This window comes from Desulfovibrio fairfieldensis, assembly GCF_001553605.1.
Classification (GTDB): domain Bacteria; phylum Desulfobacterota; class Desulfovibrionia; order Desulfovibrionales; family Desulfovibrionaceae; genus Desulfovibrio; species Desulfovibrio fairfieldensis.
The window spans coordinates 2,849,550-2,872,078 of the sequence record NZ_CP014229.1; the positions used below are offsets into that span (position 1 = coordinate 2,849,550).

Consider the following 22,529-nt stretch of genomic DNA (forward strand, 5'->3'; position numbering starts at 1 on the left):
GTCATATGTTCGGCAAGCAGCAAGACCCCAGCAGAACGGAAGAAGCCACTTCGAAACGCAGAAACAAACAGCGCCAGGAGGGCAATGTTCCCAAATCCCAGGAGTTGGGCAAAGCCGTGAGCCTTACGGGCGGCCTCATCGCCCTCCATCTCTGGCTCGGCCCCATGACCGAGGAGATCAAGACGCTGTTCCGGCGCTTTCTGGGCCACGCCTGGGAATTCGATCCCAATCCCCAGAACGTCTACACCTTGAGCATCGATCTGACAGTGGAGCTGTGCAAGATCATCCTGCCGATCCTGCTTTTTCTGGGTTTTCTGGCTTTTCTGGCCCAGCGCCTCCAGGTGGGCAAGCTCTGGACCACCAAGGTTTTCAAGTTCAAGTGGCAGCGCTTCAACATCATCAAGGGTCTGAAACAGATGATGTTTTCGCCCCAGACCGCCCTGCGCACCATTAAAAGCCTGCTGTTCTCCATTATCCTTGCCCTGATTCCCGGCTATCTCATTTATCAGGAATACCAGAACTTCCTGCCCATGTACTACGCCACGCCCGAAGGCGTGGCCGCCTACATGCTCCAGATGGGCCTCAAGCTGGCCTACTATGCCCTGCTGCCCATCCTGGCCATCGCGGCTTTTGACGTCTGGCAGTCGCGCTTTGCCTACAAGGAAGGCATGAAGATGACCAAGGACGAAGTGAAGGACGAGCGCAAGCAGGCCGAGGGCGACCCGGTCATCAAGGGGCAGCAGCGCCGCAAGATGATGGAAGTGGTCATGAAGCGCATGATGCAGGATGTGCCCAAGGCCGATGTGGTGGTGACCAACCCCACCCATATCGCCGTGGCCCTGCGCTACAACGCGCAGGAGGCCCCGGCCCCGGTGGTGCTTGCCAAGGGCGCGGATCACCTGGCCGAAAAAATCAAGGCCGTGGCCCGCGAGCACAACGTGCCCATCCGCGAAAACGTGCCCTTGGCACGCGCTTTGTATAAGGCTGTGGAAGTGGGCGACATGGTCCCCGAAGAGCTGTACAAGGCCGTGGCCACTGTGCTGGCCAGCATCTGGAAGCTCAAGCCAACCATGCGGCAGAATTAAATTTATTTGCGGGGCTCCCCGCCCACAGAACATGACGAGGTGTCAGAAAAATGGCGACGACCGGACTTCCGCAAATTGATTACAGCCGCTTCTCCAAGCACGGCGAACTTATGCTGGCGGCGGGCGTGGTGATTATCCTGTTCGTCATGCTGGTGCCGCTGCCCACCTTTTTTCTGGACATCATGCTCTGCGTGAGCATTTCCATCTCGCTGCTGGTGCTGGTCACCACCATGTTCATGACCTCGCCCCTGGAGTTCACCATCTTTCCCTCCCTGCTGCTGGTGACCACCTTGCTGCGCCTGGCCCTCAACGTGGCCTCCACCCGCCTGATCCTGCTCAACGGCGATATGGGCGCCGAAGCCGCGGGCAGCGTGATCCGCTCCTTCGGCGAATTCGTGGTGGGCGGCAGCTACGTGGTGGGCGGCGTCATCTTCATGATCATGTTCATCCTGAACAAGAGCGTCATCACCGCGGGCACCACGCGCATCGCCGAAGTGGCCGCGCGCTTCACCCTGGACGCCATGCCCGGCAAACAGATGGCCATCGAGGCCGACCTCAACGCCGGGCTCATTGACGAGGAAGAGGCCAACAACCGCCGCCACGCCCTGCGCAAGGAGGCCGACTTCTACGGCGCCATGGACGGCGCGTGCAAATTCGTTTCCGGCGACGTGAACGCGGGCATGATGATCACCATGGTCAACCTGATCGGCGGCATCATTATCGGCGTGGTCCAGAAAGACATGGACTGGAACACGGCCCTGACCACCTACTCCCTGCTGACCATCGGCGACGGCCTGGTTTCCACCATCCCGTCCATCATCGTTTCCACGGGCACGGGCCTGCTGGTTTCGCGCGCCGCCTCGGAAGCCAAGATGGGCGAGGAGTTTCTGGCCCAACTTACCTTCAACAGCCAGGCCCTGAAAATGGTTTCCGGCGTGCTGCTGGTCTTCGCCCTGGTGCCGGGCCTGCCCACCATTCCTTTCCTGGTGCTCTCCATCCTGCTCTTCATGGTGGCGCGCCTGACTGCCAAGGATGAAGAGGAGGACGCCAAGGCCGACAAGAAGGGAGCCAAGGGCAAGAGCGGCGGCAAGTCCCCGGCCACGGCGGACACCCCCGAGGAAGTGCAGGCCCTGCTGCCCCTGGACACCCTGGAGCTGGAAGTGGGCTACGGCCTGATTCCCCTGGTGGACGAGGAACAGAGCGGCAACCTGCTGGCGCGCATCCGCTCCATCCGGCGGCAGTTCGCTCTGGATATGGGCGTAGTCATCCCCTCCCTGCACCTGCGCGACAATCTGCAACTGAAGCCCGGCCAGTACGCCCTGTTGATCAAGGGCAATCAGGTGGCTTCGGCGGAAATCCTGGTGGACCACTTCCTGGCCATGGACCCGGGCAACGTGACCACCAAAATCAACGGCATCGAAACCCGCGAGCCCGCTTTCAACCTGCCCGCCCTCTGGATTCCGGACAGCCAGCGCGAAGAGGCCATGCTGGCGGGGTATACGGTGGTGGACCCGGCCACGGTCATCGCCACCCATCTGACGGAAGTGTTCAAGCGCCACCTGGCCGACTTTCTTGACCGCCAGGCCGTCCAGGGCCTGCTGGACACCGTGGCCAAGCATTCGCCCAAGGCCGTGGAGGATCTGGTGCCCGGCACCATTTCCCTGGGCGGCGTGCAGAAGGTGCTGCAACTGCTGGTGCGGGAAAACGTCAGCATCCGCGACATGCTGACCATTGTGGAGACCCTGGGCGACTTCGGCGGCGGCGTCAAAAATCCGGACATGCTGGCCGAATACGTGCGCGAAAAACTCTCCCGCTCCATTGTGCGGCCCTATCTGGACAGCCAGGGCGTGCTGCCCGTGCTGACCCTCAACGGCAACGCCGAACGCATGGTGCAGGAAGGCATCCGCCAGACCGACAACGGGGCCACCTTTCTTTCGCTCAATCCGGCGGCGGCCCAGCGTCTGGTGCAGAACATCAACTCCGCTGTGGAGAACGCCGTGAATACCGACGGCCAGCCCGTGATTCTGGCAAGTCCCATAGTCCGGCCGCACCTGGCCCAGTTGATCACCCGCTTCCTGCCCACAGTGCCCGTGATTTCCCAGGCGGAAATTCCCTCGGACATCCGCCTGCAGGCCGTGGGCACGGTCAGCGCGGAATAAACCCGCGACGCCGCGACAGATATAAGGCCCGCCCGCACACGCGGGCGGGCCTTTGCTGATTGACGCCATGCGGACGCTTGTCAAAGCGACCGCGCTGCCTATATCTTATGGTAAATCCCCTTACGAGGACCCTATGAAAAACATTCTTGACGCACTGAACGGCAACGGCGGCCTGAAAGCCGGACTCGGAAACGTGGGCGACACGCTCAAAAACACTTTGCAAAATGTCGGCGCGGGCAGCCCGGGCGGCATCGGCGGCCTGCTGGGCTCGGCGGCTCTGGGCGGCCTGCTGGGCGCGCTGTTCACGGGCAAAAGCGCCAAAAAATTCGCCAAGGGCGCGCTTATGGTCGGAGGCACGGCCGCGGCGGGCGCGCTGGCCTGGAACTTCTACAAAAAATGGGCCCAGGCTGGCCAGGCCGACGGCGCAAACGCGGCTCCGGCGGCGGAAATCCCCGCGTCCCAGGCCCAGGGCGCTCTGCCCCCGGCCGAGAACACGGCTCTGCTTCTGCTGGAGGCCATGGTCTTTGCGGCGCGGGCTGACGGCCATATTGACGAAGAGGAAAAATCGCGCATCCAGGACACGGCGGCCTCGCTCTTTCCCGGCCAGAGCATGACCGAGCTGCTGGATGGGCTCATGAACAGGCCCATCGACCCGGCGGCCCTGGCGGCCAGGGTGCGCGACCCCGAGGAAGGGCGTGATCTTTACCGCCTTTCCCGCGCGGTGGTGAATGTGGACAATTTCATGGAGCGCAGCTACCTGGACGGCCTGGCCCGGGCCCTGAACATCGGGGCGGACGAACAGGCCCGGCTGGAAAAAGAGACGGAAGCCGCTGTTCAAAACGCTGTTTAACCGGCGGGACACAGAAAGAATACGTAAGGGCCGCGTCGTCTGACGCGGCCCTTTTGCGTGGTTTCGGGTCGCAAAACCGGTTCAGGCGTGCGGGCTGTTGTTGCTGAAACGGGCGGCATGCTCCTTGAGCGTGCGGTCCAGGGCCAGGAGCAGGCGTTGGGCCGAGGCCGGGGTCATGACGATGCGTCGGTCCAGGTCCACGGCCAGGACGTTTTCAGTACCGCCGTCCTGGGTGTTCAGGCTTTCGGGCTGACTCAGGCCGCAGCAGAGGATGACCTCCTCCGCCGTGCAGCGGGTCTGGAAGACATTGGCGTAGGACGTGCGGAGCCGCGCGCTGTTCAGGGCCACGCGGATTTGTTGGCCTTCGCCGGAAGCGGCGGCTTCGGCCCCGGTCTTGCCGGAATTTTTCTGTGCGCTCATGCTTACTTCCTTTTTGCGCCGGGGGCGGCGTTGTGATTGGCTTGGCCGGGGGTTTCCGGCGTTTTCCCCTTCTCGCCGGGCAGCTTGACGGACACCACGGGCAACGCCGGGAAGACGGCCTTGCGGGCGTCCATGCCCTTGAGTATGGCTGCGGTGATGTCCAGGCTGGCGTCGGCGTCCAGCACATTCCGGCGGGGCAGAACCAGGGCGGCCTTGTGGGCCTTGCGCCAGGCTTTGACCTCTTCCAGAAGCAGGCCGTTGACGACATTTTGTACGGCGGCCTCCTCGGCGGCCATCTGGCGGCGGAGGGTCAGCGCGCCGTCGCGGAGCACAGCCTCGCGCTCCTTGTCCGGAGCTTTGGCCCAGGCTTTTTGCAGATCGGCAAAGCCCTGTTCCAGGCGCCGGCGGGCTTGGGCCAGATGGGCGCGCCCGGCCTCGGCGGCGCGGGATTGTGACATGATCCGCTCCAGATCGACCACGGCGGTCTGGGGCGCGGCGCTGGTGCTGCCCTCCAGACAGCCGCCCAGGAGGCAGGCGGCAAGGATGGCCGTGAGGGCAAGGGTTGTTGCAATGTGGCGCATGGGGGGATGATCTCCTTTATCTTATCTGTTCTCGTTCCTTGCTGTATGTGACTGTTATTGCCGGGTGGAGAAGGCTTGTCACATGGATGATGTTCTGTGCGCCCTGCGGGCACGGGGGCTTACGGCGTGCCGCCGTTTTGGCCGCCTACGCGGCGCGCTGCAGGGGGCCGGGGGCGGCAGCCCCCAGGCCCCCTACAACCCCCTGCCCCCGCTGTACGTCGTAACGTGGTGACGCGGCGTCCCACGGGTCTTGCTCGCGTGGCTCGCTGCGCCCCGAAATCGCCGCGCGTCAATTTCCGGCAGCGGACGGCGTTTTGACTCGAAGCCCAGCCGTCAATGGCAATTGCGCGGCGCGGAGGGAGGCTTCAGCCGTTGGCGGCAAGGCAGCCTTACGGATGAAGACAGCAACGATAGGCGGCCCAAACGCCGGGAGGCGTGAAGCTCCTGTGCCCGCAGGGCACTATAAATCCAGTCCGGGCGACAAGCCCCCCTCGCCCCAAAAAACGGCGCGGCGGAATTCACCCGCCGCGCCGTTGCCCGCGCCCTTCAGGAAGGGACAAGAGCGCGGACTTCAGGAGGTGCCGCCCGCCGGGGAAGCGATGTCGGCGGACGGCAACCGGACCCGGGAAGCCCCCGCCTCCCGGATGTCCGGACGCGGCGGCTCCTTATCCAACGGAGCCGCCGCGCTGATGCTGATAACGCTTCAGGTTGTCGGTTTAGAACTCGTAGCGGAACGTCCCGAACACGCCGTGCGCCGTGCTCTTCGCGCCGAGCTGGATGTTGTAGTTCACGCCCAGGGACGTGGTATCGTTGCCGAATTCCAGGCCCAGGCCGCCCATGTAGGAGACGTAGTCCATGGTCTGAGTGTCCAGTTCCGCCTTGGTGCCCGTGCCGGTGAAGCGCACGTCGCTGCGGGCGTCAATGTCCCCGGCGGCCGGGATCACGGCCAGGTCCAGGCTGGGCTTGAAGTGCCAGCCGTTGCCCGTCTCGATTTGCTTGCTGAAGGCCACGCCCACCGGGAAGGTCCAGATGCTCTGGTTGATGGCGTCGCCCTTGAGCAGCGTGCCGCCGGACTTCACGTCGTATTCGTCGGTGTTCAGGCTCATGTAGCGCACGCCTACATGCGGGGTGATGTCCATGACGCTGGTTTCGAACCTGTATTCGCCGCGCAGGCCCGCACTGATGGCGTAGGCCGTCACGTCGCTCTTGAGCTTGCCCATCTGCATGCTTGCGGGCAGGTCCTGTTCCAGCTTGTTGTAGGTGGAGGTGTAGTTCACGTCGGCGGTCACGCCGAAGTTGTTCTGGGCCCAACCGGCATACGCGCCGATGCCCCAGAAGTTCATATTGTTGGTGGTTTCGTTGAGGTCGCCGGAGCCGGTGGCGTAGCCGCCGCCGATGTTGAAGGTGATGCCCGCGCGGATGGCGTTGTCGAAGGTGTAGTCCGCGCCGATGGCCACGCCGCCCAGGCCGCCGCTGAAGTCCATGTCGAAGTTTCCGGCCTTCATGCCGTAGCCGTTGCTGCTCTGGTACAGGGGCATGATCCACATGGCGAAGCCGGTCTTGGCGGCGTCTCCGGCGGAAGCGCCGGTTTGCATGGAGCCGTCCGGGGCCACGCTCTGGATGGCGTTGCCGCCGGGCTGGGCCAGGCTGGTACGCTGGGTCACGGCATTGCCCGCCGCGTTGCTGGCCGCCATGGTCATCTGCGGCACCGCGCCGACGAGCGCCATGCGCGCCGCGCTTTCAATGGTCACGGCGGCAGCGGCGTCATTGTTCAGATATTTTTCGCTGATGGCCCGGTTCAGGAATCGGACGCCCTTGGTCTCGGACATTTCACCGGCCGTGCCGGTGTTGCCCGCCAGGGCCATGTTGTTCACCACCTTGACCAGTTCGCCGTCGAGCTTGGGCATGAAGGCGGCGGCGGAAGTCAGCGCGCCCTTGTATTCGCCGGTGGCGCTCTTTTCCAGATGCACCAGCTTGGAGTCCGTGGAGAGGTTCGCGCCCACCCAGGCCGTGGAGTCGGCTTCGGTCGTGGGGGTAGTACCATCAGCTTTAAGGTAGTTTGTTGTCGTGAAACCATCCACCACAGTGTAGTCCGCACCGATTTTCGCCCCGGCGATGCGCAGTTTCGCCCCGTCGGTCAGGTTGAGCGTGCCGCCGGTCGCGGTCAGAGCCACATTGCCGCCGGTCGCCGCGTCGGCGTTGACCACCAGCAGGGATTTGCCGGAGAAGTCGGCAGTGTTGGCGGCGGGACTCAGCGAAGTGACGCCGCTATTCGTCTTGGTGCCGTCCACCTGAATGCCGCCATTGGTGTTATCCAGCGTCTGGGAACTGTAAATACCCAGCACGGAATCCACGCCGTTCCGGGTCAGGCCCGCGCCGTTGGTCGCGGCATTGACCTGGGAGGTCAGCCAGTTCGCGTCCGCGCTGCCGATAAGCAGCATGGAATTCTGGCCCACGCCCGCAAGCACATCGATGTCGCCGCTGTCAAAGTCGCCGACAGCCATCACGTTGGAGCCGGAAGTCCAGGCCGGGTCGATAAGCAGGCTGCCGCCCGCCATGTCCAGAGTGTTGACCGTCAGGCTGGTGGCCACGGTGTCTGTGTCCGAACCCACCTTGATGGTCTGTCCAGCGCCGGTCAGCGTATCCACCGTGACTTGCGCGCCGTTGCTGATTTCGCCGCCGCCGGACAGGGTCACGGCGTTGCCCGTGAAGCTGCCGCCCTCAATGGTAGCCGCGCCGGTCACGTCCAGATCGCCCACCCGAGCGGTGGCATCGCTCAAGTTCAGAGTGCCGTCCACGGAGCTGGCATCCGCGCCGGTACCCGTGGCAATCAGAACGCCGTCGGTCACGGTCACCGCGCCGGTGGCGGTCAGGGTCTTGGCCTGTACGTTGGTGGCGGTGACGTCCTTGGCAGCAATCGTGCCTTTCTCGGCGGAAAGGGTAAGATCCTCGTCAGCAGCGGCAGTGATATTCTGACTGCTGGCCGTGATATTGCCCGCGTCGGCGACAATCGCGCCGCTGGCGTTGCTCGCGCCAGCAGTCAGGGTCACGTCGCCGGTGGCGGAATGGACCAGGCCGTTGTTCAGGCCGGTCACAGCGCTGGTAACAGTGATGTCACCTTCGGCCCTGACTGTGCCGTTGTCGGCGGTCAGCTTATCAGCCTTGATGACGCCTTTGGAAAACACAGTGCCGCCGATGCCGTTAACCTCGGCTACCACAGCGGTCGCGCCGATGCTGTCCGCCGTGAGGGTCGCTCCGGCGGCATTAACCGCGCCGTTCCCGTTAATCGTCCCTGTCGAGAAAAAGGCGTTGCCGCTGCCCACCGCATTGAGCGTGGCTGTGCCGGTACTATTGACTGCCAGGGTCACATTGCCCACCTTGCCGCTGTTGTCAGCGTCAGAGGTGCCGAGCGTAACGACCGCGTCTTTAGCGGCGGAATTGTCACCCACACTAATGTCAGCAGCGGCGCCGGACTTGTCTACAATATTTCCACCGTTGGCATTACCGGCCAGTTGCAGGGTTCCGGATTCAGTCTTGAGCGAATCGCTGGTCACGACCTTGTTGTAGCCGCCCGTGAGAGACGTTGCACTGCTCGCCCCGGTAACGGTAGCCTGCAGGGTTTCATCGTTTTTGACGCCGCCGGTGCTTCCGCCTGTTTTTACCTCATCAAAGGCAACCGTTTTGTTGCCTGATGTATCCGTTGCCACCAGTCCTGTGATTTTCGTGCTGCCAAGATCCAGCAGACCGTCACCAGCTACTAACTTTCCTTTCATATCCAAGAACGCAGCTTTACTCATCTCAGCAAAGCCGTTCACTTTCAGGGTGCCGCCCGCGTTGACCTCAGCCTGGGCGACCGAGGCATTTCTGGTGAAGACATCGCTGGAGAACGTGCCTGTAACGACGCTCTGGACGTCCAACGTACCAAGATTGTTAACCGTTACGTCGGTAGTCTTCAGTGACGTTCCGGCAGTTGTGCCGGTCACCGTCAACTTGCCGTCAGCGCCCGCGCCGCCCACCGTGAGCGTGCCGCCGCTCTGGTTCAGGCTGTCCACGGTCAGGCTGCCGTTGTTCACGGCCACCGCGCCCGCATTCTGGGTCAACGTCGCCAAGGTCAGGTCGGCCTTGGCGGCGTTGCCGCTGCCGCCCACGGTCAGAGTGGAGGCGCTCACGCCTTTAGCGGCTACGGAAGAGTCCACGGTCAGGCTGTCCACGCCGTTCAGCGCGCCGCCGGCCAGGGTCAGGCCATGGAAGGCCAGTTGGCCGTCCGCACCGCCGTTATAAGTGACAGAACCGCCGGTCAGGGTCGCATTCACCCCGCCCGTGGCGAAATCCAGCTTGCCCTTGTCGGCCACGGTAATAGCGCCGCCGGAAAGGTTGAACTCGCCGCCCTTGGCCACAGAGAGCCCGGCGTCCACAGTGCCGCCCTTCGCGGATTTCCCGGCCACGGTCAGGGCGCCTGCCACATCAATGGAACCGCCGCTCATATTGGTTTCGCGGGCCAGAATGTAGCCGGTCTTGCCCGCGTTTACCGTAATGCCGGCGTTGTCGCTGATATTCAGGGACACAAAGTCCGTGCCAGCATCCGTGGAAGAGGCATAGAGCACGGAATTCGTGCCGTCCATGACGATCTTGGCATCGCCGGAAAGATTCATCTGGCCGCTTTCGCCGGATTTCCAGGCCTCAACACCGGCAAAGAGCACGCCGGAAGTGCCCAGGGTCACCGTGCCGCCGGAAATATCGGTCCGGCTTTCGTTGTTCACGCCGTAGCCGCCCAACCGGGGGCCGTTGTCCCAGGCTGTCACGGAACCGCCCTCGGCAAGGCCGATTTCAACCGTTCCGCCGCTGATTTCCAGATTGCCCACCTGCATGTCGCCGTTGAGCTGACCGTGACTGCCGCCGCTGTTGGCGGAGGCGTCGCCCTTGACCACAAGTTTGCCGTCGGAAAGGCTGTAGCCGCTGTTGGTATAGCTGAAGTTGTCCTGCGTGCCGTCCGCGCTGCCGTCGGGCTTTTCCGTCCAGAGCGTGCCCTTGACGGTCAGCGTGCCGCCTTCCTGGTTGATCTGGGTATAGGGAGCGTAGAGCGCGCCGTCCTTCGCCACGGTCACGTCGCCGGAGGAAAGGTTGAAGACGCCGCTCTTGCCGTCGTCGGCGCTGCCGTCATACACGACACTAGCGCCTCTCTCGCCTGTGTCCGGCTGAAGCAGCAGATTGCCATTTACGTTGAGTTTGCCGCCGGTCATGTTCAGCGTCGGGGCGCTCATCACGCCGTACTTGCCGGCGTCCACATTGATGACGGTCGTGCCGCCGATGGTGTTCTCACTGGTAAACATGATATGGGCCGCGTTGTTGCCGAAACCGCCGCTGGTGCCGGTGCCCTGCATGTTGATGGTGCCGCCGGTAATGGAGAGGTGATTTCCGGCAAACAATTCGCTGTTGACGCCCATGTTGACGGTGCCGCCGGTGATGTCCATGCCCTTGTAGGCGCCGATGTAGGCGGCATTTTCCCAAGGACCGTCCGTAGTGCCCGTCAGAGTGATTTCGCCACCACCTATGTGCGCGGTGTTCGCGTCAATGCTTGAAAAGCCCGAACCGTTCGTGATGGTCAGCGAGCCGCCGCTCATGTTCACGGACATGCCCACAATGGCCGGATTTCCGGTATGGCTATAATTGTAGTGAGCAAGACGCGCGCCGTCCTTTAACACCAGTTCACCGCCGTTCAGGATGTTCAGTGTGGTGGCGTTGATGTTCTGCGCGCCGACGCCTTCGATGTCCTGGATCATGGGCATAACCGGAACATCTTTATGGGTGGCGTCGCTGACATTCACGACGTCCTCATCCCAAGGGGCAGGTACGGAAGCCGCCCCGGCCATGCCCGCCGCGCCCACGGTCAGCGCGCCCGTCAGGGCCAGGGTGCCGAACAAGTTCAGCAGGCGGCATTTTTTAAGTACAGCCCGATATTTATTGACAAGATTTCCGATAGCGCCTTTCGTCAGCATAGCATACCTCCCAGGAGCATCCGCTCCTCAAGAATTCATACGGAGCCCAATGCTCCCTTCCTTTACCAACAGATGTACTGTCGGTTTCCGGCTGGGCTTCGAGAATTTGTGGGAGAGCTATCTTGGTGAAATAATGAGTATTTTTATAAAGTAGAAATTTGTGATTTTTTATCAGCGAGATGTTATTGCAAATTTATGCGGCTGAAAGTATCATCATTCAAGCACTCATTGACAGTACATCTGTCGATGAATTGTATACATATCCACTGGATATGCGTGCGGACATTTTCGATATCTGTCGGAAGTGCAGTATAACAGACCGTTTTTTCTGCTTTTCAGGTCCGGAATAACGCCTCTGGCCTGAACGGCCCCGGTTCCGGGCCGGGCTCCGCCGCCGTGAGAGCGCAAAACAAGACCACGCGTTTTCGGCGCGTCTGAAGCCTTCCGGTCTTTACCGGCCGCAAAAAAGGACACGTCCGGAGAACCCTTACGGGCGCTCCGGACCCCAAAAAAGATGTCAGCGTTTCGCCGCCATGCCGCCTCCCTTCCGGGCCGTCCGTCATCCTGAAGGATGCGCGCGGCAGCAGCCGCGCCGGACGGAACCGGACATTGCTTTCCGAATGCGGGGCGGGTAAAGTCGGCTTGCGAAATACGAACTTTTACCGCCCGCAATTTCTGGTTAGAACAAAATTTTAGTCAATTCAACTGAAATATTGACCAGAAAGTAAAATTTATCCTATTATTATTCTGAAATTCTGTTTTTTGTTCCAAAATTTCAGTCAGATAGGATAGATCTCCGGGCGACGGAAATTTATTCTATGGACACGCTGGGAGCACGCATCCGTCTGGCGCGCGGCAAAACCCCGCAAGGGGCTTTCGCGGCCTTGATCGGCGTCAGCAAGGGCTCGCTGGGCGGCTATGAGCGGGACGAAAATCTGCCCAACACGGACGTGGCCCTGAAAATTTGTCGGCAGACCGGATTTTCAGTCGAATGGCTGCTCTCCGGGCGCGGCCCCATGCGCGCCGACGCCGCGCCCCGCCCGCAGGAATCAGGCCCGCCGCCGGAAACGGCCGCGCCGTACTGTGCGCGTTGCCTGAAGCTGGAAGAAAAGTTGGAAAAGCTGGAAGAGGAACGGCGGGAGCTGAACACGGAAAACCGCCGTCTCTGGAAGGAAAACAGCGACCTGAACGCGCGTGTGGCGCGCCTGGAAGAGCAGCAGAAAAAAGGCGGCCCTGCGGGAAATGCTGCTCGGGATTGTTCCGCCGCCTGAACGGCTTTTTTCCGGGGCCGAAACAAAAACCGCCTCCGGGGCTTCTCATCCGGGGTCGAAACAAAAATATCCTCCTTCGTTACGGGAGGACGTTTTTATTTTGGCCCCTATTTTGCATTTCTCTTTTCGCCGTCAGACAAGCGACACGGCGGACGGCACGTACAGGCAACAACCGGCGGCGCAAGCCGCGAGGCAAAGGAACGGACCATGCAGGTAAAGACATTCACCGGCGCCACATCGCAAGAGGTTCTTGCCCGGATCAAGGCTGAAATGGGGCCTGAGGCCGTCATCCTGGGCAACCGTACCTACCGCAAGAACGGCGTGGTCTGTCATGAAATCACCGCCGGGCTTGAGCGGCAGGCCCCCGGCGAAACCGGAGCGGCTTCGGGCGCGCCCAGCGGCTGGGGCGAATGGCACAAGGAGTGGATGCAGATCAAGGACCAGCTTTTTGCCCTGATGAAGCCCGCCATCCAGCTGGAGCGCCTCACCCCCCGGCAACGCGTGGCCTTGGAGTACCTGCAACGCGAGGGCGTTTCCGACGCCGTGGCCGTGGATCTGTACAAGCGCCTGCTGGCCGATCCCGGCGCGTCGGTACTGGAATGTCTCTGCGGCATGGTGCCGGTCAAGGCCTGGGGCCCGGCGCAGTGGGGCCAGCGCGTGCATCTGCTGGTGGGGCCTTTCGGCTTCGGCAAAACCAGCACCGGTTTGCGCTTTGCCCTGCATCTGCGCAAAAACGAGCCCGAAGCGCGCATCGCCTTCATCAACGCCGACTGCCTGCGCGGCAACGGCCGCCTGACCTTGCGCCACTGGGCGGAGCTTTCCAACTTCACCTATATGGAAGCCCCGGACAGGGCCGGCATGGAACAGGCCCTGGCCGCCGCCAAAAACGCCCGGGCCGTGTTCGTGGACGTGCCGGGCTTGGCGCGCGGCCAAAATCTCGCCCAGTGGCGGGCGGACATGGGCCTGGACATGCCGGAGACCGCCACGCATCTGGTGCTCTCGCCCTTTTGCGACGCGCTTCAGACACAGGAATTTTTACGGCGCTATCAGAGCGACGGGTCGGGCAGTCTGGTCTGGACCAAACTGGACGAGGCCGTGAGCTTCGGCAGCATCGTCAATGTGGCCTGCGCGGCCGGGCTGCCGGTTTCGGCGCTGTCCTTCGGCGCGGAGCTCAAGGAAAGCCTCGCCCCGGCCACGGAACCGCTGATCTGGCGGCTGATCTTCAAACGGCAAATCCCCGGCCAAGCGGCCAGAGCCTGACCGAGCCCATACAAACAATGCGGAGCAGACAGATGAGCGGCACATTCCCCCTGGTATTTTCCGTCACTTCCGGCAAGGGCGGCGTCGGCAAGACCAATCTTTCGGTCAACCTGGCGCTCTGCCTGGCCCAGCTTAACAAGCGCGTGGCGCTGATCGACGCGGACCTGGGCCTTGCCAATGTGGACGTGTTGCTGGGCCTGACCCCGCAGAAAAACCTTTTCCACCTCTTTCACGAGGGCGCGTCACTGCGGGAGATCCTCTTTCCCACGCCCTACGGCTTTTCCATTCTGCCCGCCTCCTCGGGCGTGAGCGAAATGCTCACCCTGTCCACAGGCCAGAAGCTGGAACTGCTGGAAGCCGTGGGCGAGCTGGAGGATGAGCTGGATTATCTTATTGTGGATACCGGCGCGGGCATCAGCGACAATGTGCTCTATTTCAACCTGGCCGCCCAGGAACGACTGGTGGTGCTCACCCCCGAACCCACGTCGCTGACCGACGCCTACGCCCTGATCAAGGTACTCAAGCTGACCCACGGGGTGGAGCATTTCAAGGTCTGCGTCAACATGGCCCCGGACCTCAAGACCGCCAAGGACATGTTCATCCGCCTGCACCAGGCCTGCGACCACTTTCTCAGCGGCGTCTCCCTGGACCTGGTGGGCGTGATTCCGCGCGACACGGGCGTGCGCAAGGCCGTGGTGCAGCAGCTGCCTTTCTGCGTCAGCGAGCCCCAGAGCCCGGCGGCCAAAGCCGTGATGCAACTGGCCAGAAGCATTACGGCCTGGGAAGCGCCGAAAAACCTGGACGGCAACATCAAATTTTTCTGGAAGAAACTGCTCTTTCATTGATACCCGCGTCACGGCGGCATGCAAGAGAATGAAAGCGATACGATACAATACTCTCAACGGGATTATTACTCCGTCGTCCGGCCGGGCGGGCTGAGGACGGCGGCAACACAACGCGGCATGCGGGCATGCCGGAGGAAGAAGAGGCACGAACCGGAAAGGAACACGACATGAAAACCGGCACAGCGCAAGCACAACAGGTAAGTCCCTGGGAAGCGCTTGAAACCGGCGCCACAGCCTGGGAGGATTTCTCCTCGGCGGAACAGGAAGAGGTGGTGCGGCACTACGCGCCCAAGATCCGCTTTCTGGCTCTGCGGCTCAAATCCAAGCTGCCCCGCAGCGTGGAATTGGGCGAGATGATCAGCTCCGGCACTCTGGGCCTCATGGAAGCTCTGGGCAAATTTCGTCCGCAGTTGGGCATCCGCTTTGAGACCTACGCGGAAAACCGCATCCGCGGGGCCATGCTGGACGAGTTGCGCCGCCTGGACTGGTTCCCCCGCTCCCTGCGCCAGCGCGTGCGCGTGCTGGACGAGGCCATGCGCAAAGTGGAGCACGAGCAGGGCCGCCAGGCCACTGAGGAGGAACTGCAAGATATCACCGGCCTGGAGTTGCGCGATGTGCGCCAGGGCCTGGAAGCCTTGCAGAACCAGCTCTGGCTCTCCCTGGACGCCATACAGGACACCCTGGCCGGCGACGGTCCGGAAAGCGGCGGCGAACCCTACAGCAATACGGCCCTGCGGGAACTTGTGGAACGCGTGGCCCCGCTGATCGAACGCTTGACGCCTAGAGAAAAGTTGGTACTCTCATTATATTATACAGACGAATTAAACATGCGTGAAACGGCTGAAATCATGGGTATTACCGAAGGCCGCGTCTCGCAGTTGCATTCGCAGGCTCTGGGCCGCCTGCGCAAAGAGTTTGCCAGTCTGTACGGCACCGCGGAAATGTAGCGGAACCGGACTGCGGCCTTTGCGGCGCGGACGCGCCAGCGTCTCCGGCTATTTTGCCCGGATCGTCGAAGGAGTATATGTCATGCCTTACAATCCCAATATGCGTGTCCTCGTCGTGGACGACTTTTCCACCATGCGCCGTATTGTGCGCAACATTCTGCGCCAGCTCGGCTTCAATAACGTGGTGGAGGCCGACGACGGCACCACGGCCTGGGAAGTTCTCAACCGGGAAAAGGTCGAGTTCATCGTTTCCGACTGGAATATGCCCCAGATGACCGGCATTGATCTGCTGCGCAAAGTGCGCGCCAGCGAGCAGTTCGCCGACATTCCCTTTCTGATGGTCACGGCCGAGGCCCAGCAGGAAAATATCATCGAAGCGGTGCAGGCCAAGGTGTCCAATTACATCGTCAAGCCGTTCACCGCCGACACCATGAAACAGAAAATCGACAAAATTTTTCCCTAGCGCACGCCGCGCCTGGAATCGCGGCGAACAGCAAAGCCATGCCGCCGCCTCTGGACTTAAGCGGACCGCCGTCACCCGCAGGACACGCCCGCATGTTCGCGGCCCGCGTTTTTGCGCAGGGCCCGCCGCATCCGTAAGCGCGGCAACGCCGTTCCGCCGGAATTTTTTCCGAGCCCTTCCTGCATGCATGGCCGCCATGCGTGACTGCAAGATGCGCCGGGCCGCCCGGGAGTAAACGCGTGGCAGACGAAACCGAACTCAAAACAGCCCCGCCCAAGGACGAAGTACAGGTCAGCCTGGGCCCCAGCCTCGGCCAGACCAAGGTGGAGCTGGACCTTGACGACGCGCCCTTCCTCCAGCCGACGGAAGATGATCTGCCCGCTGAACAGGAAGACAACCTTCCCGCCGAGCCTGAGGATCAGGCCGCCGCCCAGGCCAAGCAAAAGAAAAAAAAGCTGTTCCTGCTGGCCGCCGGGGCGGTCGTCGGCCTGCTGCTGATTCTGGGCGCGGCCGCCTGGTGGTTTTTTCTGCGCACGCCGCCGCCCGCGCCGGATGCGCTCAAGCCCGAGGTCATCGTGGTGCCCTCCAAGCCCACGGTGAAAACCAAGCCGGATTACATCAAGGAGTTCGCTCCCTTCCTTGTGCCGCGCGATGACGGCAAAAGCAAAACCCGCTTTCTGGTCTGCAAATTTTCCGCCGTGAGCAAGGACGCCGGCCTGGGCAAGGAAATGGACCAGAAGATGATTTCCCTGCGCGACGCCATGTATTATTATCTGCGCAGCAAGAGCAACGAATATCTGATGGACCCGCGCAACGGCCCGGCCATCAAGCAGGATCTGACCTCCGTGCTGAACGACTATCTGACGCATGGCAAGATCGAGGATATTCTGTTTGAAAGCTATCTGAATGAATAGGGAAGTACCGTAGTTCGGATGAGGGCGTCCTGAAGGGCGCCCGGGGAATCGCCATGAGCGTCGACGCCACCATGGCCGTACTCTATGCCCAGACGGGCCTGGCCGCTCCCCTGGCCAATGCCGCCGCCGTGGCCCCCCAGGCCTCGCTGGCGATGTCGCGGGTTCTGGCCGCTGAAATGGCCCGTCAGCAACAGCAACAAATCGAAAAAACAGAAAAAGCCGAAGGCCCCAACATCGCGCCCGACGGGCGCGGCGGCGGCAACGCGCAGTTCGGCAGCCGCCGCCGCAAACGGCCCCAGCCGTACGACGCCGAAGACGACGAACCGCGCGCCTCTCCCTCGCCGCTGGTGGGCAATCTGCTGAACGTCAAAGTATGAACGTCACTCCTTTTCTCGCGCTGGTCATTGTCTTTTCCCTTTTGGAACTGCTCATCCTGGGCGGCGTGCTCTTCTTTTATCTGCGCCTGCGCCGCTCCGAAACCCTGCTCAACACCTTGCAGGGCAATCAGGAAAGCCTGCTGGCCCGCATTGAGATGAACGCGCGCCTGGAGCGGGAAATCGTGGCGACCTTCGCCCAGCGCCAGGCCGAACTGCGCGGCCTGGACGAAAAACTGGAAGAACGCGCCCAGGAACTGCGCCGCCTGCTGGAACAGGCCGAAGGCATCTGCCGTTCGCCGCAGTTTCTGCGCGAAATCATTCTCAACGGCCGCCGCAAGGGCCTGTCCAGCCGCCAGATCGCCCGCAACGCCGGGCTCAGCGTGGATGAGGTGGAGCTGATTCTGGCTCAGAATCCGTAATAGTATGCCAGACCATTTCAATATTACTCTGCTCTAACGCCTGTTGGCACTGTAGAATTTTTGTTCGCTCGCAAGGAAGATAAGCCTGCTTTGAGGGAGTGCACTCTTTTGGCACTCAGCCGAAAATGCAGGTGAAATCTGATGTGGCGAGCGGGCAAAAATTCTACAGTGTCAACAGGCCTAGGTCCCGGTATGCAAAAGCCCCCGCGCGGGTCACTCCGCGCGGGGGCTCTGTCTTGTGGACGCGGCAGTCAGGCCGGAGCCTTTTCCCGCAAGCGACGCGCATCCCGTGCGGGCGGCGCGCCGAACAACCGCTTATACTCACGGTAGAACTGGGGCAGGTTTTCATAGCCCACGGCGTAGGCGGCGCGCGCCGCGTCCGCCGTCTCCACCAGCATAAGGCGCTGCGCCTCATAGAGCCGCAGATGCTTGTGATACGCGCCGGGACTCATGCCCGTAACGGCCTTGAAGTGTTTGCGGAATGTGGGCGGGGCCATATTCAGACGCCTTGCCAGCGCATCCACGTCCAGAGGCGCTTTGACGTTGTCGCGCAGCCAGTTGATGCCCTGAAAAACCTGATTGCTCTTGGTGCCTTGGGTATTGAGGGCCCGGAGCAGCTCGCCCTGCGGACCCAGGAGCAGGCGCAGATGTATCTCCCGCAGCGTGATGGGCGCGAGCACCGGAATATGCTCCGGCCTGTCCAGCAGCTCCATCAGGCGCAGAAAAGCCCTGAGCACTTCCGGGTCCGTGGGGCTCACGGCACTGCCCTTGAGAGCCTCGCGCGCCCGCGCCGGAGGCAGACCGGCAGCGAGCCGCGCGGTCAGATGGCTGTCCAGGTCCAGGGAGAGCACCAGATAGGGCCTCTCCGGCGAGGCGTCCGTAATGTGGCTCATGTTCGGCATGTCCACGCCCGCGAGCAGACAATGCCCCGCGCCGTAGCGATACTCCTCGCCCCCCGCCACCGTCCGTTTGGCCCCCTGCACGGTGACGGCCAGAATGGGCCTGTTGAAGCAGTTTTCCGGCTTGTGGGGCTCATCCCGCCGATGCAGGACAAAACCCGGCACGGGCGTGGGATAATCGCCGGGCGCGGGCATGCGCCGCAAGCACATCTCCCTGAGCAGGGCATCGGTTCTTCCGGCCCCAGCGCCGTCTTTGAGCTCGTTCACCGCAGCATCTCCTGATCTTTGCCGTGCGTGCCAGAATACCCCAGGCCGGGCAAGGGCAAAAGCCCCGGCAGAATCGTGCAAAAAACGGATAATTCCATATCTACACCGCCCGCGGCGGACCGCGCTATACAGCAGGCCATGGTGAGCGTCCCGCCGGGCGGCGTTGATCCGGCAGGCAACAGAATATTCGACGACGCTCCACACACTCAAGGAGAAATGAGCATGCGCAGATTCCGATTACTCGGCATAACGGCCGCCGTGCTGGGCATATTGTCCTTCGGCGGCATTCCGGCTCTTGCCCAGGGCACGCCCCAGGGGGCCGACAACTTTTACACCGGCGAGGCAGTCAGCATGCAAAAGGTCACATTCAAGAATCAGTACAAAATGACTGTTGCGGGCAATCTCTTCCTGCCCAAGGCCTTGGATCAGAATCTGAAACATCCCGCCGTCATTGTGGGGCATCCCATGGGCGCGGTAAAGGAGCAGAGCGCGAACCTGTATGCCGCCAAGATGGCGGAACAAGGTTTCGTGGCCCTTTCCCTGGACCTCTCCTTCTGGGGGGAAAGCGAGGGCGAGCCACGCAATGCCGTTTCCCCGGACATCTATGCCGAGGATTTCAGCGCCGCCGTGGATTTTCTCGGCACCAGGCCCTTTGTCGACAGGGAACAGATCGGGGCCATCGGGATTTGCGGCAGCGGGAGCTTTGTGCTCAGCGCCGCCAAGGTTGACCCGCGCCTGAAAGCCATTGCCACGGTCAGCATGTACGATATGGGCGCGGCCAACCGCAACGGGCTCCGGCACGCGCTGACGCCGGGGCAACGCAAGCAGATCCTCCGGGAGGCGTCGGAACAGCGCTATGTGGAGTTCAGCGGCGGCGAAACCAAATATACCAGCGGGAGCGTGCATGAACTGCATGCAAACTCCACCCCGGTTGAGCGCGAATTTTACGACTTCTACCGCACGCCGCGGGGCGAATTCACGCCCAAGGGCTCGTCGCCCCTGCTCACGACCCACCCGACTCTGACCAGCAACGTCAAATTCATGAATTTTTATCCCTTCGCGGACCTGGAAACGATCTCTCCGCGTCCCCTGCTGTTCATCGCCGGTGAAAAGGCCCACTCCGTGGAGTTCAGTGAAGATGCATACCGGCTCGCGGCCGAACCCAAGGAACTCTTCATTGTTCCGGATGCCGGGCACGTCGATCTCTACGACCGGCTCGACCGCATTCCCTTTGACAAGCTCACGGCTTTTTTCAGCGAAAATCTGAAGTAAGCCCTTATGAAAAAATGCCGGGGTTCCGCGCCGCTTGCGGGGCTCCGGCCGGAGATGCCATCAGATGAACGCGCACACTGCCGTTTTTCAGAGCGATACGGCGCACTGGTCCGCCGTGTTTTCCCTGTTCATGGGCGTCACATGTCTCATCGCGGCGGAATTCATGCCCGTCAGCCTGCTGACGCCCATGGCCCGGGACCTGGCCGTCACCGAAGGCATGGCCGGGCAGACGGTCACCGCCGTAGGCGTTTTCGCCGTACTCACCAGCCTGCTTCTTTCACCGCTGACCAGGGGCATGGACAGGCGACGCATTTTGCTGGCCTTTTCGCTGCTGCTGATTGTCTCAAATCTGCTTGTGGCCCTGGCCCCGAACTATTACGTCCTCCTGGCCGGACGCGGCCTGCTGGGCATCTGCGTGGGGGGCTTCTGGTCCATGGCCCCGGCGGTCACTTTGCAGCTGGTGCCCGCAAAGGATCTTCCCCGCGCGCTGAGCATCGTGTACGCCGGGGTTTCAGTGGCGACCATTCTTTCCCTGCCCCTGGCCAGCTATCTCGGCCATCTGCTCGGCTGGCGCAACGTCTTTCTGCTCACCTCGCTGCTGGGCGGCGTCATGTACGCCTGGCAGTTCGCGGTCATCCCGCCGCTGCCGTCCCGCCCCGGAAACAGCTTCAGCAACATGTTCGCCCTGTTGCGGCGGAACTGGGTGCTGGCGGGCATGGGCGGCACCATTTTCAGTTACGGCGGCTATCACGTCTTTTTCACCTATCTCAGGCCGTTTCTGGAGCATGATCTCGCGCTTCAACCCGCCGCGCTGTCCTCAGTGCTCCTGGCCTTCGGCATCGCCAACTGCCTCGGCACCCTGGCCGCCGGTTTTGTTCTGGGCAAATGGTTCCGGCCTACCCTGTTCGGCGTGCACCTCGCGCTTGCCGCTGTGGCAATCCTGCTGTTTTACGTGCAGAACCGCCCGCTGAACATGATCCTGGTCATGGCCTGGGGATTCCTCTTCGGCTTCATCCCGGTCAGCTGGTCCGCCTGGATTGCCCGCACGCTCGCCGACAAGGCGGAACTGGCGGGCGGCATCTCCGTGGCGGTCACCCAGTTTTCCATCGGCCTTGTGGCCGCCGTGGGCGGCCTGACTTTTGACGACTTCGGCATCAGCGGCATCTTTCTGATCGCCGTGACGTTTCTCCTCGCGGCCGCAGGCCTGGTCAGAGGCATTTTTACGCTGTACGCCAAGGACAGGGAGCAGCTCCCCTGAAGCCAAAAAACACGGCATAAAAGTCAGGCGGGCATTCAGAAAAATGTCGCCTGACTTTTGCGCGACGGCGGATATCGTCCGGTTAGGGGCTCTTACTTTGCTCTGATGAGGGTGTCGTCTGGGGTTCGCCCAACATCCTGACCAAATCCCTGCGCGGCGGCGCGCCGAACAGACGGCTGTATTCACGGCTGAACTGCGAGGAACTTTCATAGCCCACGGCACGGCCCGCGTGGTTGGCGTCCAGATTGCGGCTGAGCATCAGGCGCTGGGCCTCATAGAGCCGTAAACGCTTCTGGAATTGCAGAGGGCTCAGGGACGTCACCTTTTTAAACTGGCGGTGAAAGGTGGACGTGGCCATGGCGACCCGCGCGGCCAGCGCGTCCACCGACAGGGGCCGCATGTAGTTTGCCCGCAGCCAGATTATGGCCTCGGCCACCTGATGCCCGTGGGAACCGACCGTGTGGAGCCGCCGCAGATCCCCGCCCTGCGGCCCGGCCAGCACGCGGAAGAGGACCTCCCGCACCAGCAGCGGGGCCATCAGGGCCGCCTCTTCGGGCCTGTCCAGCAAGTCGACCAGGCGCGCAAAGGCGTCGTGGACGTCGGGCTCGACCCTGGCCACGGACACGCCGAGACAGCGGCCGCCCGGAGCATCGAAAGAGGATGCCGCCACTGAAGCCAGTTCCGTGGCAAGCGCCCGGTTGATCACCAGCGAGACGGCCAGCAGCGGCTGCTCCGGCGAGGCCCCGAGTATCCGGCTCTCGCTCGGCATGTCCACGCCGTTGACCAGGCAGTCCAGCTCTCCGTAGCGGAAGATCTCACGCCCGATCACGGACTTCTTGCGGCCCTGCACGATCAGGCCGACGGACGGAGCGTAAAAACAGGTATCCACCATATTCGCCGCGTTCCAGCGCGTCAGCGTCAGGCCCTCCACGGCCGTGGACTGCCTGCCCGGCTCCGGGGCCAGACGCATGAGCGTCGTCTTCAGGCGCTCATTGGCCTCCCGCATGGCCTCTTCCCGCATGGCGATCCCGTCTGTCTGCATGGCTTTCTCCGCAAGAAACGTTGTTTTCTCCCAGCTAGCACAGGCGGCGGCAGAGGGGAAGCTCACGGCAGAATCAGGCAAAAAATGGATAATTTTATTGCTTCATGGAGCCCAAGGTCGGGCTTATATCTGACGCAACAGCTGAAAACCCGGCAGAGGCGAGGGCATCCAGCCGCTCCAAGCCGGAAACCAAGCGAGGTAAGA

General features: G+C 62.2%; 19 protein-coding genes. 14 read left to right on the forward strand and 5 right to left on the reverse strand.

The genetic code is table 11. The annotated features are described in order from the left end of the window. Positions 1-5 precede the first annotated feature (5 nt). The 3 genes from flhB to AXF13_RS12070 all read left to right on the forward strand — a co-directional run bounded on the left by flhB (position 6) and on the right by AXF13_RS12070 (position 4,094). Positions 6-1,085, forward strand: a complete 1,080-nt coding sequence (flhB, locus tag AXF13_RS12060) for a flagellar biosynthesis protein FlhB (protein ID WP_062253562.1) — start codon at positions 6-8, stop codon at positions 1,083-1,085. A 50-nt stretch (positions 1,086-1,135) separates the two neighbouring features. Continuing rightward, complete coding sequence (gene flhA / locus AXF13_RS12065; RefSeq protein WP_062253563.1) at positions 1,136-3,244, forward strand: flagellar biosynthesis protein FlhA; 2,109 nt, start codon at positions 1,136-1,138, stop codon at positions 3,242-3,244. Positions 3,245-3,377: 133 nt separating this feature from the next. Further along, positions 3,378-4,094 (forward strand): tellurite resistance TerB family protein, encoded by a 717-nt coding sequence (locus AXF13_RS12070; protein WP_062253565.1) that lies wholly within the window; start codon positions 3,378-3,380, stop codon positions 4,092-4,094. Positions 4,095-4,175: 81 nt separating this feature from the next. Here AXF13_RS12070 and AXF13_RS12075 read toward each other — a convergent pair whose 3' ends face one another. Together AXF13_RS12075 and AXF13_RS12080 are read right to left on the reverse strand one after the other, a co-directional pair. Next, entirely contained in the window at positions 4,176-4,514 is a 339-nt protein-coding gene (locus AXF13_RS12075; RefSeq protein ID WP_062253567.1) for a DUF3467 domain-containing protein, read from the reverse strand. A 2-nt stretch (positions 4,515-4,516) separates the two neighbouring features. Continuing rightward, on the reverse strand, positions 4,517-5,095 hold the full coding sequence (locus AXF13_RS12080) for an OmpH family outer membrane protein (RefSeq protein WP_062253569.1): 579 nt from the start codon (positions 5,093-5,095) through the stop codon (positions 4,517-4,519). An 82-nt stretch (positions 5,096-5,177) separates the two neighbouring features. On the opposite strand from AXF13_RS12080, the gene AXF13_RS17160 reads away from it, so the two are divergent. Then, positions 5,178-5,327 carry a hypothetical protein gene (locus AXF13_RS17160; RefSeq protein ID WP_190276351.1) on the forward strand — a complete coding sequence of 50 codons (150 nt, stop codon included), beginning with the start codon at positions 5,178-5,180 and terminating at the stop codon, positions 5,325-5,327. 484 nt (positions 5,328-5,811) lie between these two features. On the opposite strand, the gene AXF13_RS12085 is transcribed toward AXF13_RS17160, so the two are convergent. Further along, positions 5,812-11,091 (reverse strand): autotransporter domain-containing protein, encoded by a 5,280-nt coding sequence (locus tag AXF13_RS12085; RefSeq protein ID WP_062253571.1) that lies wholly within the window; start codon positions 11,089-11,091, stop codon positions 5,812-5,814. Between the two features lie 818 nt (positions 11,092-11,909). On the opposite strand from AXF13_RS12085, the gene AXF13_RS12090 reads away from it, so the two are divergent. The 8 genes from AXF13_RS12090 to AXF13_RS12125 all read left to right on the forward strand — a co-directional run bounded on the left by AXF13_RS12090 (position 11,910) and on the right by AXF13_RS12125 (position 17,587). Next, positions 11,910-12,362 (forward strand): helix-turn-helix domain-containing protein, encoded by a 453-nt coding sequence (locus AXF13_RS12090; RefSeq protein ID WP_062253573.1) that lies wholly within the window; start codon positions 11,910-11,912, stop codon positions 12,360-12,362. 207 nt (positions 12,363-12,569) lie between these two features. Beyond that, the gene (locus AXF13_RS12095; RefSeq protein WP_062253575.1) at positions 12,570-13,622 is read left to right on the forward strand and encodes a flagellar biosynthesis protein FlhF; all 1,053 of its coding nucleotides are present in this window, start codon (positions 12,570-12,572) and stop codon (positions 13,620-13,622) included. 32 nt (positions 13,623-13,654) lie between these two features. Further along, positions 13,655-14,467: a MinD/ParA family protein gene (locus tag AXF13_RS12100; protein ID WP_008683388.1), complete on the forward strand. Its 813-nt coding sequence runs from the start codon at positions 13,655-13,657 to the stop codon at positions 14,465-14,467. Positions 14,468-14,634: 167 nt separating this feature from the next. Beyond that, the gene (locus tag AXF13_RS12105) at positions 14,635-15,414 is read left to right on the forward strand and encodes a FliA/WhiG family RNA polymerase sigma factor (protein ID WP_062253577.1); all 780 of its coding nucleotides are present in this window, start codon (positions 14,635-14,637) and stop codon (positions 15,412-15,414) included. A gap of 82 nt (positions 15,415-15,496) precedes the next feature. Further along, positions 15,497-15,877: a chemotaxis response regulator CheY gene (locus AXF13_RS12110; protein WP_008683386.1), complete on the forward strand. Its 381-nt coding sequence runs from the start codon at positions 15,497-15,499 to the stop codon at positions 15,875-15,877. A gap of 239 nt (positions 15,878-16,116) precedes the next feature. Beyond that, positions 16,117-16,791, forward strand: coding sequence for a flagellar basal body-associated FliL family protein (locus AXF13_RS12115; protein ID WP_062253579.1), 675 nt, complete (start codon positions 16,117-16,119; stop codon positions 16,789-16,791). A gap of 53 nt (positions 16,792-16,844) precedes the next feature. Continuing rightward, positions 16,845-17,168, forward strand: coding sequence for a hypothetical protein (locus AXF13_RS12120; protein ID WP_062253580.1), 324 nt, complete (start codon positions 16,845-16,847; stop codon positions 17,166-17,168). Continuing rightward, positions 17,165-17,587, forward strand: coding sequence for a hypothetical protein (locus AXF13_RS12125; protein ID WP_008683383.1), 423 nt, complete (start codon positions 17,165-17,167; stop codon positions 17,585-17,587). Before AXF13_RS12120 ends, AXF13_RS12125 begins: the two co-directional genes overlap by 4 nt. A 251-nt stretch (positions 17,588-17,838) precedes the next feature. Here AXF13_RS12125 and AXF13_RS12130 read toward each other — a convergent pair whose 3' ends face one another. Next, the gene (locus tag AXF13_RS12130; RefSeq protein ID WP_083522091.1) at positions 17,839-18,753 is read right to left on the reverse strand and encodes an AraC family transcriptional regulator; all 915 of its coding nucleotides are present in this window, start codon (positions 18,751-18,753) and stop codon (positions 17,839-17,841) included. Between the two features lie 216 nt (positions 18,754-18,969). Between AXF13_RS12130 and AXF13_RS12135 the strand changes: the two genes are divergently transcribed. Both AXF13_RS12135 and AXF13_RS12140 read left to right on the forward strand, forming a co-directional pair. Continuing rightward, the gene (locus AXF13_RS12135) at positions 18,970-20,025 is read left to right on the forward strand and encodes an alpha/beta hydrolase (RefSeq protein WP_190276352.1); all 1,056 of its coding nucleotides are present in this window, start codon (positions 18,970-18,972) and stop codon (positions 20,023-20,025) included. Between the two features lie 64 nt (positions 20,026-20,089). Further along, complete coding sequence (locus AXF13_RS12140) at positions 20,090-21,283, forward strand: MFS transporter (RefSeq protein ID WP_062253582.1); 1,194 nt, start codon at positions 20,090-20,092, stop codon at positions 21,281-21,283. Between the two features lie 82 nt (positions 21,284-21,365). Here AXF13_RS12140 and AXF13_RS12145 read toward each other — a convergent pair whose 3' ends face one another. After that, positions 21,366-22,325 (reverse strand): AraC family transcriptional regulator, encoded by a 960-nt coding sequence (locus AXF13_RS12145; protein ID WP_062253584.1) that lies wholly within the window; start codon positions 22,323-22,325, stop codon positions 21,366-21,368. Positions 22,326-22,529 lie beyond the last annotated feature (204 nt).

Bases quoted from the DNA above. Each gene is read 5' to 3' on its own strand.
- flhB (WP_062253562.1), top strand. From the start codon at position 6: ATGTTCGGCAAGCAGCAAGACCCCAGCAGAACGGAAGAAGCCACTTCG.
- flhA (WP_062253563.1), top strand. From the start codon at position 1,136: ATGGCGACGACCGGACTTCCGCAAATTGATTACAGCCGCTTCTCCAAG.
- AXF13_RS12070 (WP_062253565.1), top strand. From the start codon at position 3,378: ATGAAAAACATTCTTGACGCACTGAACGGCAACGGCGGCCTGAAAGCC.
- AXF13_RS12075 (WP_062253567.1), bottom strand. From the start codon at position 4,514: ATGAGCGCACAGAAAAATTCCGGCAAGACCGGGGCCGAAGCCGCCGCT.
- AXF13_RS12080 (WP_062253569.1), bottom strand. From the start codon at position 5,095: ATGCGCCACATTGCAACAACCCTTGCCCTCACGGCCATCCTTGCCGCC.
- AXF13_RS17160 (WP_190276351.1), top strand. From the start codon at position 5,178: ATGGATGATGTTCTGTGCGCCCTGCGGGCACGGGGGCTTACGGCGTGC.
- AXF13_RS12085 (WP_062253571.1), bottom strand. From the start codon at position 11,091: ATGCTGACGAAAGGCGCTATCGGAAATCTTGTCAATAAATATCGGGCT.
- AXF13_RS12090 (WP_062253573.1), top strand. From the start codon at position 11,910: ATGGACACGCTGGGAGCACGCATCCGTCTGGCGCGCGGCAAAACCCCG.
- AXF13_RS12095 (WP_062253575.1), top strand. From the start codon at position 12,570: ATGCAGGTAAAGACATTCACCGGCGCCACATCGCAAGAGGTTCTTGCC.
- AXF13_RS12100 (WP_008683388.1), top strand. From the start codon at position 13,655: ATGAGCGGCACATTCCCCCTGGTATTTTCCGTCACTTCCGGCAAGGGC.
- AXF13_RS12105 (WP_062253577.1), top strand. From the start codon at position 14,635: ATGAAAACCGGCACAGCGCAAGCACAACAGGTAAGTCCCTGGGAAGCG.
- AXF13_RS12110 (WP_008683386.1), top strand. From the start codon at position 15,497: ATGCCTTACAATCCCAATATGCGTGTCCTCGTCGTGGACGACTTTTCC.
- AXF13_RS12120 (WP_062253580.1), top strand. From the start codon at position 16,845: ATGAGCGTCGACGCCACCATGGCCGTACTCTATGCCCAGACGGGCCTG.
- AXF13_RS12125 (WP_008683383.1), top strand. From the start codon at position 17,165: ATGAACGTCACTCCTTTTCTCGCGCTGGTCATTGTCTTTTCCCTTTTG.
- AXF13_RS12135 (WP_190276352.1), top strand. From the start codon at position 18,970: ATGAGCATGCGCAGATTCCGATTACTCGGCATAACGGCCGCCGTGCTG.
- AXF13_RS12140 (WP_062253582.1), top strand. From the start codon at position 20,090: ATGAACGCGCACACTGCCGTTTTTCAGAGCGATACGGCGCACTGGTCC.
- AXF13_RS12145 (WP_062253584.1), bottom strand. From the start codon at position 22,325: ATGCAGACAGACGGGATCGCCATGCGGGAAGAGGCCATGCGGGAGGCC.